The organism is Vibrio sp. CCUG 15886 (assembly GCF_028570825.1).
Taxonomy (GTDB): Bacteria; Pseudomonadota; Gammaproteobacteria; order Enterobacterales; family Vibrionaceae; genus Vibrio; species Vibrio vulnificus_B.
Genome location: NZ_JAQQBT010000001.1, coordinates 727,534 through 743,229 on the forward strand (window position 1 = coordinate 727,534; position 15,696 = coordinate 743,229).

Annotated in this window: 11 protein-coding genes; 5 read left to right on the top strand and 6 right to left on the bottom strand. The window is 47.1% G+C overall.

What is annotated here, in order from left to right:
• Positions 1-2 precede the first annotated feature (2 nt).
• Both PQQ36_RS03070 and PQQ36_RS03075 read right to left on the bottom strand, forming a co-directional pair.
• A complete protein-coding gene (locus tag PQQ36_RS03070; RefSeq protein ID WP_043877553.1) occupies positions 3-1,301 on the bottom strand; it encodes a glycoside hydrolase family 18 protein in 1,299 nt (432 codons plus the stop codon).
• Positions 1,302-1,437: 136 nt separating this feature from the next.
• Positions 1,438-2,430, bottom strand: coding sequence for a sugar-binding transcriptional regulator (locus PQQ36_RS03075; protein WP_015728093.1), 993 nt, complete (start codon positions 2,428-2,430; stop codon positions 1,438-1,440).
• 463 nt (positions 2,431-2,893) lie between these two features.
• On the opposite strand from PQQ36_RS03075, the gene tal reads away from it, so the two are divergent.
• The 4 genes from tal (at position 2,894) to PQQ36_RS03095 (ending at position 9,183) form a co-directional block, all read left to right on the top strand.
• The gene (gene tal, locus PQQ36_RS03080) at positions 2,894-3,844 is read left to right on the top strand and encodes a transaldolase (protein WP_011152375.1); all 951 of its coding nucleotides are present in this window, start codon (positions 2,894-2,896) and stop codon (positions 3,842-3,844) included.
• 81 nt (positions 3,845-3,925) lie between these two features.
• Positions 3,926-5,917: a transketolase gene (tkt, locus tag PQQ36_RS03085; protein ID WP_273660312.1), complete on the top strand. Its 1,992-nt coding sequence runs from the start codon at positions 3,926-3,928 to the stop codon at positions 5,915-5,917.
• Between the two features lie 267 nt (positions 5,918-6,184).
• Positions 6,185-6,793 (top strand): methylamine utilization protein, encoded by a 609-nt coding sequence (locus PQQ36_RS03090; RefSeq protein WP_273660315.1) that lies wholly within the window; start codon positions 6,185-6,187, stop codon positions 6,791-6,793.
• Positions 6,790-9,183 carry a putative bifunctional diguanylate cyclase/phosphodiesterase gene (locus PQQ36_RS03095; RefSeq protein WP_225470336.1) on the top strand — a complete coding sequence of 798 codons (2,394 nt, stop codon included), beginning with the start codon at positions 6,790-6,792 and terminating at the stop codon, positions 9,181-9,183. The genes PQQ36_RS03090 and PQQ36_RS03095 overlap by 4 nt, the downstream gene beginning before the upstream one ends.
• A gap of 49 nt (positions 9,184-9,232) precedes the next feature.
• Here PQQ36_RS03095 and PQQ36_RS03100 read toward each other — a convergent pair whose 3' ends face one another.
• Positions 9,233-10,795 carry a methyl-accepting chemotaxis protein gene (locus tag PQQ36_RS03100; protein ID WP_072615671.1) on the bottom strand — a complete coding sequence of 521 codons (1,563 nt, stop codon included), beginning with the start codon at positions 10,793-10,795 and terminating at the stop codon, positions 9,233-9,235.
• A 307-nt stretch (positions 10,796-11,102) separates the two neighbouring features.
• Positions 11,103-12,155, bottom strand: a complete 1,053-nt coding sequence (aroG, locus tag PQQ36_RS03105; RefSeq protein ID WP_011081502.1) for a 3-deoxy-7-phosphoheptulonate synthase AroG — start codon at positions 12,153-12,155, stop codon at positions 11,103-11,105.
• A gap of 421 nt (positions 12,156-12,576) precedes the next feature.
• Between aroG and PQQ36_RS03110 the strand changes: the two genes are divergently transcribed.
• The gene (locus PQQ36_RS03110; RefSeq protein ID WP_011081503.1) at positions 12,577-13,650 is read left to right on the top strand and encodes an OmpA family protein; all 1,074 of its coding nucleotides are present in this window, start codon (positions 12,577-12,579) and stop codon (positions 13,648-13,650) included.
• Between the two features lie 115 nt (positions 13,651-13,765).
• On the opposite strand, the gene cyoE is transcribed toward PQQ36_RS03110, so the two are convergent.
• Complete coding sequence (gene cyoE / locus PQQ36_RS03115) at positions 13,766-14,665, bottom strand: heme o synthase (RefSeq protein ID WP_011152381.1); 900 nt, start codon at positions 14,663-14,665, stop codon at positions 13,766-13,768.
• On the bottom strand, positions 14,658-15,683 hold the full coding sequence (locus PQQ36_RS03120) for a COX15/CtaA family protein (RefSeq protein WP_225470337.1): 1,026 nt from the start codon (positions 15,681-15,683) through the stop codon (positions 14,658-14,660). Before PQQ36_RS03120 ends, cyoE begins: the two co-directional genes overlap by 8 nt.
• Between the last annotated feature and the right edge of the window lie 13 nt (positions 15,684-15,696).

Sequence of the window (15,696 nt, forward strand, 5' to 3'; positions counted from 1 at the left end):
CTTTACTTGCTTGTCATTTCAGCATGCATGGTATCAACCAATTTACCGCTTGGATCACCAGAGAGTTCCCACGTAAAGATGCCTCCTAGATTTGATTGCTTCGCCCACTGTGCTTTCGCTTTAATCGAGCGCTGATCTTCAAATGAGATAAAGACTTTTTTCTCTGGGTTCCACAAATAAGGTGCTTGAGACTGTTCGTCGTAGTTGTACTGATAGCCTTGTTTCTCCCCATAGTTCTTCACCAGATCCCAGAACATGAAGTAGCCATTCTCGCCAGTGCCAAATTGCGCCCCTTGTTCAGAGAGCAGATCCCCTTTCGGCGCTTGACCGTCATAGTCTTTTGTTCCCTGCCATCCACGGCCATAGAACGCCGCGCCAATCACGAGCTTTTCACTTGGAATGCCAAGTTCAATCATCTGATTGATGAAAACATCTGCGCCCATGCCCCACCAACTGCGTTCTGTGGCATGCAAGTTGGTGGTGTGTCCGGTCTGCTGCCCCCACCCACCGAGGAAGTCATAGGTCATCGCAAACATGTTGGTGAGATAGGGCTGTGCGGCTTTCCAATCGATTTGTGCCGCTTTCGCACCCACACCAACCGCTGTTGACAGTTCATACTCTCGATTGGTTTTCTTTTCTAACGCATCAAGATCGGCACGCAACGTTTTGACTAAGTAAGTAAAAGCATCACGCTCTGCCGCTTTCTGTTCATCAGACAGTTTCGTCGCAGGATTCCAAGGGGACGTGGTTAAACCACCACCGCCCGGGTATTCCCAGTCCAAGTCAATTCCGTCAAAGAAGTCATATTGTTTGATAAGTTCAACGGCGGTTTTTGAGAACTGCGCCATTGCTTTGGGATCCTTGGCCATCGCATGAAAAGGCTCAGACATGGTCCAGCCACCAAAAGAAGGAAGGATTTTAAGATCTGGGTGCTGTTTCTTCAGTTCCGCAAGCTGGGCAAAATGGCCTTTGAATGGCACCTTCACCGATACCTTGCCGAAGTCTTTTTCTAGGGCGGCTTCGGTATCAACGACAATCGCACTGAATGGCTCTTTGCCTTCGCACTGCTTGGCTACCAACTTTTGTACCGTCTCTGATGCTCCAGTGTGAGGACCACACATGCTTAAAAAGGCGTAGATAACATGAGTCAGCTTTTCTGCAGGAATATCTTTCACCGTGTAAGGATTTGAAGCATTCGCGTATTGCCAATCAGCAAAGTAACCCGCAACCACTTTTTCTTGCGCAATAGCGCTACCAGCAAACGCGCTGAACAAAGCAGCGGTAATCAATGTTTTTTTCATAAGTCCCTCCAAGTAACTGGTTTAAAGCTACTCCTCGGGATTATTTTCAGCTTAGAAATCAAATCAGGCTGCGAGTCATTTATAAAATCTCACAGCCTTATTGCACAAATTGCATAAAAATATGCCACCTGATCTGCTATTGCGCTTTACCTTGCATCTGCTCGTCAAGGTTCAGTACGGTAAGCGCGTTACTCACGCTCGTGGCAATAACGTCAATAGCTCCCGTCCTTAGCGCACCAAGCAGTGCCAAGGGTTTGCTGTTCTCAGCCGCAATGGCGATGACTTGGGAGATCGGCCTAAATTCTTCAATACCTAAACCAATCACACGATCGCTCATCACGGTATTCGCGACGTTGCCATAAATATCAAAAAAGTCATAACCTGCGAAATCCCCCACAACACCTTGCTGTAAGCGCGACTGCACCACTTCATCGGGTGTAAACCACCCAAGATCGACCATATAGCTGTTCTCGCTCATGTCGCCGATCCCAATCAGAGCGATGTCGGCTTTACGCGCGAGATCGAGAGTCTGTTTCACGGTCGCGTTTTGCATGAACGCCATTTTCTGCTCACGGTTTTCTGCGTACGCAGGCGCATAAAGTGTTTCTGATGTGCCACCATATTTTTTCGCTAACTGGCGGCAAATATGGTCAGCGTTAAACATACCGCCGCGAGGGTGAATCCCACCAATCCCACAGACAAATTTGCAGTCGCGCGGAGTAATGACACCAACGTGGTGCGCAACTGCAGAGACATTTCGTCCTTGCCCAACCGAAACCACCATGCCATTTTTTAATGTGCTCGTCAGGTAGTTCGAGACCAAACCGGCCACTTGCTGGCGCTGTGCTTCTTCGTGGGGTTGGTCAAGCGCGACTAATGCTCGCTTCACACCAAAGCGTTCAATTAGACGCTGCTCAATTTTGGCGCTGAACACCGGGTGATACTTCACGGTGATTTCGACGATCCCTTCGTCCCTTGCTTGCTTAAGCATTCGGCCCACTTTGGCGCGAGAAACCGAAAACTTCTTTGAAATCTCTTCCTGAGTAGCGCCATCCTGATAGTAAGCGACCGAGATCTCAGTCAGAAGATCCGTGCTTTCAATCGATATATCTTGGTTTGAACTGCTCATATTTACTCTCACCCTCATTTCAGAGTGCTATTTTAATCTGCCATTGAGCATATGCTCATTGACTTAGCATATGTTACACACGATTCTAACCGCAACTTTTGCTCATTGAAATGACATTTTCTCAGTAAAGATTTTGTTAATGACTTTCACTCACTAAACCTTACCGAGTAAGGGCAAACGTTTAATTGTTGTTTGTTCGATTTTGCGCGAAAAAAAACGTTGATGAGCATCACCTTAAAGCTCATTCAACCATTGACTTTCCTACACGTTAGGATAAATATGAACACATCATTTACTCAGCCATCGAGCAAATGTTCAAAACAAATGTTCGGTCGCTAAATTTTTTCTGATGAATAGAGCGTGCATTGTAAAAATCGCACTAAACTATTCGCTAGTCAGTTTACAAATGTATTGGCTTGGGTGTGTACACCGAGCGATAGCCCGTTATATAGGATGATCGATTATGAGCAACAAGTTAGAGCAACTTCGCAAGCTAACAACTGTCGTAGCAGACACTGGTGAAATTGATGCAATCAAGAAATACCAACCAGAAGATGCAACCACAAACCCTTCTCTGATTCTTAAAGCTGCTCAAATCGCTGAGTATGCACCTCTGATCGATGCTTCTATCGAGTATGCAAAAACTCAAAGCGATGACAAAGCACAGCAGATCCAAGACACTTGCGACATGCTTGCAGTAAACATCGGTAAAGAAATCCTAAAAACAATCCCAGGTCGTATCTCTACAGAAGTGGACGCTCGTCTATCTTACGATATGGAAGGCAGCGTAGCGAAAGCTCGCCAACTAGTGAAAATGTACAACGATGCTGGCATCACTAACGATCGCATTCTGATCAAACTGGCGTCTACTTGGGAAGGTATCCGCGCAGCGGAAATCCTAGAGAAAGAAGGCATCAACTGTAACCTGACTCTTCTATTCTCATTCGCTCAAGCGCGTGCTTGTGCAGAAGCGGGCGTATTCCTGATCTCTCCATTCGTTGGTCGTATCATGGACTGGTACAAAGCGAAAGAAGGCCGTGATTTTGAAGCTCAAGAAGATCCAGGCGTATTGTCTGTCACTAAGATCTACAACTACTACAAAGAGTACGGCTATAAAACCGTCGTTATGGGCGCAAGCTTCCGTAACATCGGTGAGATCCTAGAATTGGCTGGTTGTGACCGTCTGACTATCGCGCCTGCTCTACTTGCAGAACTTGAAGCCGCTGAAGGTGAAGTGGTTGAGAAACTGGTTGACTCTAAAGGCGCAGCAGAGCGTCCAGCACCAATGACTCACGCGGAATTCCTATGGGAGCACAACCAAGACCCAATGGCGGTTGAGAAGCTGGCTGAAGGTATCCGTAACTTCGCCGTTGACCAAGGCAAATTAGAAGCGATGATTGCAGCGAAACTGTAATCACACAGAATCAAACTAGGGGAACGCAAACGTTCCCCTACTTATTTCCTCTTTAGACTCAAATAATATTCGGTATTTATTATGGATCGTAAACATTTAGCCAATGCAATCCGCGCACTCAGCATGGACGGCGTACAAAAAGCAAACTCAGGCCACCCAGGCGCACCTATGGGTATGGCGGACATCGCTGAAGTTCTTTGGCGCGGCCACCTAAACCACAACCCATCAAACCCTGAATGGGCTGACCGCGACCGTTTCGTACTGTCTAACGGCCACGGCTCTATGCTGATTTACTCGCTACTGCACTTGAGCGGTTACGAGCTATCTATCGACGACCTAAAGAACTTCCGTCAATTGCACTCTAAGACTCCAGGTCACCCAGAGTACGGCTACGCACCGGGCATCGAAACAACAACTGGCCCGCTAGGCCAAGGCATCACCAACGCGGTTGGTATGGCAATGGCTGAGAAAGCGCTCGCAGCGCAATTCAACAAAGAAGGCCACGACATCGTTGACCACTTTACTTACGTGTTCATGGGCGACGGCTGTCTGATGGAAGGTATCTCGCATGAGGCTTGCTCTCTTGCTGGTACACTAGGTCTAGGCAAACTGATCGCATTCTGGGATGACAACGGCATCTCTATCGATGGTCACGTTGAAGGTTGGTTCTCTGACGATACACCTAAGCGTTTCGAAGCTTACGGCTGGCACGTCATCCCAGCAGTGGATGGTCACAATGCGGAAGCGATCAACGCAGCAATTGAAGCCGCTAAAGCAGATCCTCGCCCAACTCTAATCTGTACTAAGACTATCATCGGTTTTGGTTCACCAAACAAATCGGGTTCACACGACTGTCACGGTGCACCACTAGGCGCTGAAGAAATTGCAGCGACACGTAAAGAACTAGGTTGGGAGCACGGTCCTTTTGAAATTCCGCAAGAAGTGTACGCAGAATGGTCAGCGAAGGAAGCAGGCGCAGCTAAGGAAGCAGCGTGGAACGAGAAATTTGCAGCTTATGAAGCAGCATATCCAGAGCTTGCAGCAGAGTTCAAACGCCGCGTAAATGGCGAACTTCCAGCGCAGTGGGAAGATAAAGCAAACCAAATCATTGCGGATCTTCAAGCAAACCCAGCAAACATCGCATCACGTAAAGCATCGCAAAACGCGCTAGAAGCGTTTGGTAAAATGCTGCCAGAATTCATGGGCGGCTCAGCTGACCTAGCGCCTTCTAACCTCACCATGTGGTCGGGTTCTAAGTCGCTAGAAGCAAGCGACTTCTCTGGTAACTACATCCACTACGGTGTACGTGAGTTCGGTATGACTGCAATCATGAACGGTATCGCACTACACGGTGGTTTCGTTCCTTACGGCGCGACGTTCCTGATGTTCATGGAATACGCACGTAACGCAATGCGTATGGCGGCTCTGATGAAAGTTCAGAACATCCAAGTTTACACGCACGACTCTATCGGTCTTGGCGAAGATGGTCCAACTCACCAACCAGTTGAGCAAATCGCGTCTCTACGTCTGACTCCAAACATGAGCACATGGCGTCCATGTGACCAAGTTGAGTCTGCGGTAGCTTGGAAACTAGCAATTGAACGTAAAGATGGTCCATCAGCACTTATCTTCTCTCGTCAAAACCTAGCACAACAAGAGCGTACTGCTGAGCAAGTTGCAGACATCGCAAAAGGTGGTTACATCCTAAAAGACAGCGATGGTAAGCCTGAGCTAATCCTAATCGCGACTGGTTCAGAAGTTGAGCTAGCAGTGAAAGCAGCAGAACAACTAACTGCAGAAGGTAAGAAAGTACGCGTGGTTTCGATGCCTGCTACTGATACTTTCGACAAGCAAGATGCGGCTTACCGTGAATCTGTACTGCCTTCAGACGTGACTGCACGTGTTGCAATCGAAGCTGGTATTGCTGATTTCTGGTACAAGTATGTTGGCTTCGATGGTCGCATCATCGGTATGACTACCTTCGGTGAATCTGCACCTGCTGACCAACTGTTCGAAATGTTCGGTTTCACGGTAGAAAACGTGGTGAACACAGCGAAAGAACTTCTCGCGTAATCACGATTTCTGACCAAATCAAACTCAAAGCCCTGCTTTATTTAGCGGGGCTTTTTATTATCCTTACTATACCGAACTAGGCTAACTCGCCAGTCTATTTCGCCCTCCTTTCCGCTGGCTAAAAAAGCGCACAAGTTTCTTTCTACTTGCATCAAACATTCTGTTTGCCATCTTTCATCTATAGTTAAAACATCACCGCTATCAAGCCGTCACGAAAAGCGATGCACAGATCCAAAAACACAAATGAGCTATTTAGGAAGTACCATCGTGAGCAAACGAACTATTCACTTATTGTGGTTGTCTCTAGTTTCCTTGCCCGGCTTCGCCGCGGATTTGACAGTACGGGTATTCACTCAGCAAGGGGACCCTCTTGAAAACGCGGTCGTGTTTCTCAAGTCAGACACGCTTCTTCAGTCTCTCCAGCCGATGCCAGTAGCCGAATTAAGCCAGAACCACCGAACTTTTACCCCGAATGTATTGGTGATCACCAAAGGCAGTGCTGTTGAATTCCCTAATCGTGATAGAGTTCGACACCACGTTTACTCGTTCTCAAACGCAAAAACATTTGAACTCAAACTCTATTCAGGTCGGCCAGAAAAAACCGTCGTGTTTGATAAGGCGGGAGTTGTCGAGATTGGCTGCAATATTCACGATAGCATGCTGGCATGGATTTTAGTCTCCGACACACCACTCTTTGCCAAAACGAACAACAATGGCGAAGTGCATTTCACTCAGCAACCAGCGGATACGTATCAGATTGAAGTGTGGCATTCTGCGTTACCCTTTGGCTCTCCCCTCGTCACTCAAGGCACACGCTTAACGGCAAACAATGCTGCTGTCGAAATAGTGATGCCCGCGTTAGGAGGGAATCTGTGAATTCGCTATTTGGTCACTACCTACGCACCAGCCTTTCCCGTCGGTTTATCACGTTCGTTCTTGCCTTTCTCATTTCAATTCAATTTGTTAGTTACGCATTGGTGCAAGTGACGGTAGATGCCCACATTCGCGAAGAGATACGAGAAACTCTCGAAGTTTCGAAGCGAGTATGGGATCAGTTATTGATTCAAGCCAGTTTCCGTTTACAAGAAAACGCCGACCTACTGGCGTCTGATTTTGGCTTTCGCACTGCGGTAGCCACCCAAGATCAACAGACCATTACCTCAGCACTGCAAAATAACGCCGCCAGAGTGGATGCCTCTATTGCTGTGCTTATCGATCATCAATGGGCGTTGCAGGCGCTGTCTGAAGACGACATTTCCGAAGCCTCACGCAAAGAGCTCGTCACCGCGATTAAACAGTTTTCTACCGCTAGGCCATACCATCTCATGATCTACAAAGGTAAGCCGACCCAGTTTGTCCTCGCGCCAATCAGAGCACCGCGCATTATTGGCTATGTGCTGTTTGGTTTTGAGATCACCCACCAGCGTATCAGCCTTGCAAGCCAATTGGCTGGCGTCGACATTGCGCTACTTTCATCCCTCAGTGATTCATCAAACATTTACGTGGTATCAAACGAAGCGCAAATCAAAGCCTACTTCTCTTCCTTAGCCGAACCTCGCCCCACCGCGAGTTCAACTATGCAGGATCGAGCCATCGCCGACAGAGTCTTCGTTACCGAAACTCTGACGGAAAAGCTTCCGAATCAGCATTGGATTTACGTTGTTTTCCTTGAATCTTTGGATGCGGCAAGCCTTCGCTTTGACAAGCTGGCGTCTCAATATTTATGGGTATCTGGATTGGCGATTGTGCTCTTTACTCTTGCCGTTCTTGCCTTATCTCATCGCGTTATCCGCCCTTTAATCACACTCACCAAAGCAACCGAAGCGCTGGCCGAAGGTAACTACACAGCAACGATTGAAGGTACACAGCGTCCTGATGAAATTGGTCAACTGACTCGGGGATTTGATCAAATGCGCGGACGTCTTCAGGAGCAAAAACAGACCATCACTCAACTCGCTTACTTCGATACTTTGACGCATCTTCCGAACCGGGAACACTTCAGACAACACTTAAAACAAGAGCTGGCCCATCCATCGCTCAAGTCAATTTCGGTCATCACCATCAACCTAGACCGCTTTAAGCACATCAACGATGTATTGGGTTACCATGTGGGCGATGCGGTGTTACAAGAGATGGCGCAAAGACTCACGTTAACCTCGGAAAGCATTCCTCTTTTTGCCGCTCGAATCAGTGGTGACGAGTTTGTGGGTGAAATAAAAACCGGCAGTGATGAGCTGGCTGACAGTGTTACAAGGATCAAACAACGTCTTGATATCCCTTTCTATGTCAACGATACCCCAATTGATATCAGTGTCTCTATCGGGGTCGCCACTTGGCCAAGCGATGGCGGGGACGTTGATAGCTTACTTAACGCATCACAGATCGCCATGTACAGCGCCAAGCGCAAAAAAGAACAGGTTGTTTTCTACGACAGCGCCTTAGTCACCGCCATTCCCGAGAATCTGTCTCTGTTGTCAGAGTTGAGGCGAGCGCTATTACAAAACGAGTTACGCGTCTTTCTTCAACCCAAAGTCATGGCCACGACCAAAGTGGTGTCGTCTGCAGAGGCGCTGATTCGCTGGCAGCATCCTGAAAAAGGGCTGCTTGCTCCCTTCTTCTTTGTCCCTTTTGCTGAACAAACGGGTTATGTAAGAGAACTGACACGCTGGATGGTACAACAAGTGATCCAGCATTGGCACGAGTTGCAGCCTCATTCCGGTCAATTAACTCTCTCGGTTAATCTCTCGACATGGGATTTGATTAACCCACAGCTTCTCGATGATTTACAACACTGGCTCAGCGAATACCATGTCCCTGCCAGTGGCCTCTGTTTAGAAATCACAGAAAGCGCCATCATGGAGGATCCAGAAACATCAGAACTGACCTTGCTGCAGCTGTCTCAAATGGGCTTTCATCTCTCTATCGATGACTTTGGTACCGGCTATTCTTCCCTTGGCTATCTACAGCGGCTACCCGTCAATGAATTGAAAGTCGACAAATCGTTTGTTTTAAACATGTTGGAAAACCCAAATGATAAGGTGATCGTGAGTTCCACCATCCACCTTGCGCACAGTCTAGGGTTACAGGTGGTGGCAGAAGGCGTGGAATCCTACGCCCTATTTACATCACTTAGAGAGCTAGGCTGTGATGAAATACAAGGCTATTGTGTAAGCAAACCAATAGCCTTGGAAGAATTTATTGCATGGCGAGAAGAGTGGATGCAATCGAACCCATACATGGTGGAGAGTGTGCAGAAAAAAGGTTAGAACCCGCCGAATCAAACAGCGGCGAGTGTTGTTTTTATCACCGCTGCACCTATTTCTCTTCAAATCGATAGGCAAGCTGATAGAAATCGTCCACTCGAGACTTCAGCTTCTGGCTGTTTTCTTCCACTGAATAGGTCGCTGCAAGATTTTGTTCCGAAGTGGTCACAATCGAATGAATGTGTTGATTCACCTGGCTGGAGAGCTGCATTTGATTGTCCGCCGACGCTGCTACCGTCGCCATCAATTGGCTCATAGAGCGCATCATTTGCTCCACCTCCGATAATCGTTCAGCGCTGATTGCAGCGACTTCTGAACACGATTCCGTTTGCTGTTTATTCTCTAGAATGTCGTTTTGCCAAGATTGGATGGTTGCCAGCATGGTGTCGATACTGCTTCTAATTTGCAGTGTGGCATTTGACGTTCTGCCCGACAATGCACGAACTTCATCAGCGACCACTGCGAAACCTCGACCTTGCTCACCGGCCCTAGCCGCTTCAATCGCAGCGTTCAAAGCCAGTAAATTCGTTTGTTCCGCAATACCACCAATCTCCTCCATAAACTGACTGACTTTCTGTGCCTGTTCGGATAACTGATACGTTGTTGCTGTCGCTTTTTCAGCCTGTAACATCAGCTGTTCTAAGTTCCGATGGGTTTGATCGATACTTTGCTTGGCCGTAACACAGCGCTGAGTCGTTGCTTCTATAAGTCGATCTGCGTCTTGCGTGCTACTCACTACCGATTGAGCCGCCACCTCCATCGAGTCCGTCGCTTGTTGAACTTGGCGAATATCCGACGCTTGCTGACCCAACGCTTGCGACACTTCTTCTGTCGTCGCACTCAAATCATCTGCCAGTTGCTGTAAAGGCCTAGCAGAATCCGTCATGCGCCCCAGAACTGTGCGAATGCGAGCAGACGCCATTTTTAAATGAAAATCAGCGATAGAGAATTGATTTTTGCCGGAATAAATTAGACGACTCACACTATCAAATTTACTTTGTAGCGCCTTCAACTGCTGAGGTGTGTCAATTAACTCTTGCCTAAACAACAGTGCCAATGTAGTCAAAGGCATCCAGTTGGCCAAAGTAGAATACGTACCATCTAAACTCAGCATTTGCGCAAGCACCGGTGCCGAGATAGAACCCAGCAAGATCGCGTATCGAAGTGAATCATTCAGTTTGAGTGACCACTGCCGGCCATTTCGCTCCGCATCCAGTAAAGAGTGATAGGCTTTGGAAGCGATCTCAACCCATTCGCGTTTTGGCTTGACGCGCACTGATTGATAGCCAGACATCACCCCATTTTCATAAATGGGCGTCACATAGGCATCAACCCAGTAAAAACCACCTGACTTAGTTCGATTTTTCACGATACCTCGCCAAGCTTTCCCTTGCTTTAGGTTTTGCCACATATCGCCAAACGCCGCTTTGGGCATATCACTGTGACGCACAATATTGTGGTTTTCACCCAGCAGTTCTTGTTCACTGAATTCGGCGATTCGGCAAAATGCCTCGTTACAGTAGGTGATCACACCTTTTAAATCGGTCGTAGAAACGAGCTGTTCGTGCTCTTTTAAGAGGGTTTCATGAGCTGAATTAGAAATAAGTGCTGACATTATAAACTTTTGTTATGAAGAGTAATTGTGGGCAGATATATACACAATATTTCTCATTATTACAAAATGTTGATATCAAATTTTAAACTAACCAACACATTTCACACACATCCAGTTTCTTAATATCAATATGGTGTGAGCTAAAATGAGAACAAAAGGCATGAGTGAATTTAATATACAGAAGTTAGCCCCCTCTCGATGGCTCGCAAAAGCAGGACTCTTATCGCCCTTCTCATTACGCATCACATTGAAAAAGAAAAGCCAGCGAATCGCTGGCTTACTCAATAAAATGGGTGGCTAAATAGGGCTATTTTGCTCGACGAGCTGCCACTGCATTTGCCAATTGGCGAAGCACAGTTTCAGTATCTTCCCAACCGATACAAGCGTCGGTAATCGACTGACCATAAGTCGCCGCTTTACCATCAACAAGATCTTGTCGACCTTCCACAAGATGTGATTCGATCATCACCCCAAAGATTGCCTCTTCACCGGCCGCTAGCTGCTCAGAGACATCGTCGGCGACCAACATTTGACGCTTATACTGCTTGGAGCTGTTGGCGTGGCTGAAGTCGATCATCACTTTTTGTGGTAAACCCGATGTAGCTAGCTCTTCTTTTACCGCTGAAACATGCGCTGCACTGTAGTTTGGCTCTTTACCACCACGCAAAATAATGTGGCAGTCTGGATTACCCGCGGTTTCAACGATAGCAGAATGGCCGTATTTCGTTACCGATAGGAAATGGTGAGAAGCACTTGCTGAGCGAATCGCATCACTTGCAATCTTAATGTTGCCATCCGTGCCATTTTTAAAACCAACCGGACAAGAAAGACCCGACGCCAGTTCACGGTGAACCTGAGATTCCGTGGTACGTGCACCAATAGCACCCCAACTGATCAAATCAGCCACATACTGTGGTGTGATCATGTCAAGGAACTCACTCGCCGTTGGAAGACCCATATCGGTAAGATCCAACAACAGTTTTCGGCCCATGCGTAAACCATCATTCAACTTGTAGGTGTCGTTAAGGTACGGGTCATTAATCAAACCTTTCCAACCCACAGTGGTACGTGGCTTTTCAAAGTAAACGCGCATAACAATTTCGAGCTCACCTTTGAGCTCGTCACGCAACGTTTTCAAACGCTTGCCGTATTCAACCGCGGCCACAGGATCGTGGATAGAGCAAGGGCCGACAATAACCAGCAGGCGATCGTCCTTGCCGATGAGAATGTTGTGAATGTCGTTTCTCGATTGGAAAGTTGTCGAAGAAGCGGTTTCAGTCGCTGGGTACTTCTCTAAAACAGCTACTGGTGGAAGTAACTCTTTAACGTTATTAATTCTTACATCATCTGTTTGGAACATTGCTTCTTCCTATCACTATCTCTGGGCGAAAATTTTAGGGATACGGCTACCGACCGCCCTTTCTTCTTGGTATAGGCAAGTAACTTATCGGTAGAAAAACAATACCGCAAGCACTTTTTTTAAAAGAAGGCAAATTTTTAAAGAATTTTACGCTTTACACTTAATGTAAAAAAATAATTACATAAAGCGAGAATTCTAAGCTCATGATCTCAAAACTAGGAAACTGCTCACAACCATTCACCTCATAAATGAGACTTTAGATGCATTTTTATGGCTAGGTATATGTTACGAAACACTTTGTTACTAGAATGAAACAACTTGAATGCATATTACGTACAACTTATCGTCGCTAATCGCATTCAATGTGCTCATCTTGTGAGCAAAAGGAAATTATTCAGCCTGAGATCAGTAAGGAAAATATATGAAAAAATTAGCCGTCACCCTATCCGCGGTGCTCGCTAGCAGTGGTTTTTTCTCAGCAACAGCGAACGCAGCATGGTCAGATCTCTATTTCGGAGGCAAAATTGGCTATGTAAACCTAGACGACGCTTGTTACGTAAGCTCTCCGTGTGACGACGATTCCGCAGGTTTTGGCCTTTATTACGGCTACAACTTCAGCAAACATATCTCTGCTGAGCTAGGAATCGACCTTCTTGGTGAACATGAAACAAACTTCTCTAACGGTTATTTCTCTGAAGCAAAACTGGCCGCTTACACACTGGCGCCTAAATTCAGCCTACCACTGAATGAAAAACTCGATGCTTTTGCCAAAATTGGTGCGGCATACATGATCTATGGCGATGATAAAGACCTTGTTCCTACAGGCTCTTTGGGTCTTGAATACGCATTAACCGAAAGCTTTAAGGCGCGTGCAGAGTACCAGCGTTATCAAGATATGTCCGATGACATCGTGAAAGATATGGACGCGAATTTCTTTGGTATCGGTATTACCTATCTGTTTGGCGGTGCTAGCTCAGCAGCCACTGCGGCGGCGGCAGCTAATGAAACGGCAGTAGAGCCAAGACCTGCTGAAGAAGTGAAGCAAGAAGAGCCAGTTGCTGAACCGATTCTTTTAGCTGAAGAGCCAAAACCTGAACCTAAACCAGAGTGGGTGACCAAATTCTCTAATCAGCAATACAACCAAGAGCTATTCGCGACAGGCAGCAGCAAATTGTCTGCTGGTGGTAAACAAGCGTTGACTCCATTGGCTGAAGTATTAATTAAATACCCAGATGCAGAAGCTGAAATTGTTGGTCATACCGATTCAACCGGCTCTGAAAAAGTGAACCAACGTATCTCTGAACAGCGCGCTCAAGCGGTCGCGGATTACTTGGTCGAGCAAGGCGTGAAAGCAGAGCAGCTTAAGGTGCGTGGCGCAGGTGAATCTCAACCTATCGCTTCAAACAAAACGGCTGAAGGTCGTGCTCAAAACCGTCGTGTAGAAGTGACGATTCCTAGCTTTGAGTACCAAGAGCTACAGCAACCAGCACAGTAAGCCTGTGGCATCATGACAAAAGGGAGCAAATTGCTCCCTTTTTGCCATCTTAGCAACCATCACATCGATTCTCGGCGTGCTTCTCCATCACTAGACAAAGAAGATGAGTAGCGACTTACAAGGCCAGTTGCTGATCAAGTAATAAAGCGCAAAACAGCAGCAACAAAAAGTAGATAGAGAAACGAAACATCTCGATCGCGGTACGTTCTTCGGCTCGAAACTTGAGTTTTATTGCATAGCGAACAAAACAGACATTCAGCACCAGGGCACTGAATAAATAGAGATAGCTGGCCATTCCAACCAACACGGGCAGCATACAAACCAACGCCAGCAGAATGGCATAAAGAAGAATCGACGTTTTGGTGTATTCAACACCATGCGTGACTGGCAGCATGGGAATGTTCACCTTGGCATAATCCTCTTTTCTGTGAATCGCCAATGCCCAAAAATGCGGAGGGGTCCAAATGAAAATGATCATCACCAATAACCATGCGTGAGGATGTAACTCACCCGTTATCGATGTCCAGCCTAGTAAGGGCGGCATCGCGCCAGCAATACCTGCAATCACGATATTTTGAGGGGTCGCTCGTTTTAAATAGAGTGTATAAACCACCGCATAGCCCAACAAACTGGCAAAGGTGAGATAGGCAGTGAGGCTATTTACCCAGAGCATTAGTGATAGAAACCCTAACGAACCGATGAGAAGCGCAAACAACAGCACATTGAAAGGGCTGACATCCCCTTTAGGAAGCGGCCGACGATACGTTCTTGCCATTTTGGCATCGATTCTTCTATCAATCAGATGATTAAACGCCGCCGCCGATCCCGCCATGAGCGCAATGCCGACCAAAGCGATCAATGCCTGATGCCAAGTAAAGTGCTCATGAGGTGCCAAGCTCATACCAACCACCGACGTCAATAACATCAACGCGACCACTTTGGGCTTGGTGAGGGTCCAGTAAGTACTCCATGGAGAACGTAACTGCGACTTGTCGACGGATAACGTTTTACTCATATTTAAACCCCTCGATATTGAGCTCTATACCTGGCTGTTCTTGCCAAAGCACGTAGCTGCTTACACTCACCAACATAATCAGTAGTGCGGCACCTAGGTTGTGAGCTACCGAAACAGAGAGTGGTAACTGATAGAGAACATTACTGATGCCCAACCCCACCTGTGCCAGCAAAACCAACCCAATCGCAATGGCCAGTTGCTGAACGATAGGTTCGCTTTGTTGATAGAGCCAAAAGCAGTAGGTCATAACACAGAAAAACGTGACCATGGCGCCGATACGATGCGTGACGTGAATGGTCATTCTGGCTGGATATTCCAAAACGCCAAACTCGTAGGTGTGGTGGCCTAAATTCCAAAAATCGAACGCGTTCTTCCAATCTAGGTAGCTTACCCAATCCCCTTCACAAATCGGCAGTTCACTGCACATTAGTGCCGCGTAATTAGATGACGTCCATCCACCTAAAAGGATTTGCAAAACCACCACAGCGATTACAAAAAATGAGAAAAACCGGAGTCTTGGATCGACAAACTGCCAGTCCACCATAAATTCGGTTGGTTTGAGTTGGCAATAGAGTATCGCAAGCAACACAAACAGTAAGAAGCCGCCGAGCAAATGCGCCATCACCACCACTGGCATGAGTTTCATGGTCACAGTCCACATGCCTAGCAACGCCTGAGCAACAACCAACAATGAAAGCACAATCGGCACCACCTTCGGTGCTTTGGCTTTAAACAGACAGAGCAACGTAATGGCGAAAATGAGAATGCCTAAGCTACCTGCAAAGTAGCGATGAATCATTTCCAGCCACGCTTTGTTTGGCTCAACCAGCATGCCTGGAAAGTTATCCTCTACGACGCTCAATTCCGCCGCGGTATTCGGCACCGTGAGATGGCCGTAACAACCGGGCCAGTCAGGGCATCCCAACCCTGCATCAGAAAGCCGCGTGTAAGCACCAAGTAGTATCACCACCGAGGTTAACACCAACGCAATTTGTACCATAATCCGATGAAGATTCATGGTTCCCTCCCCT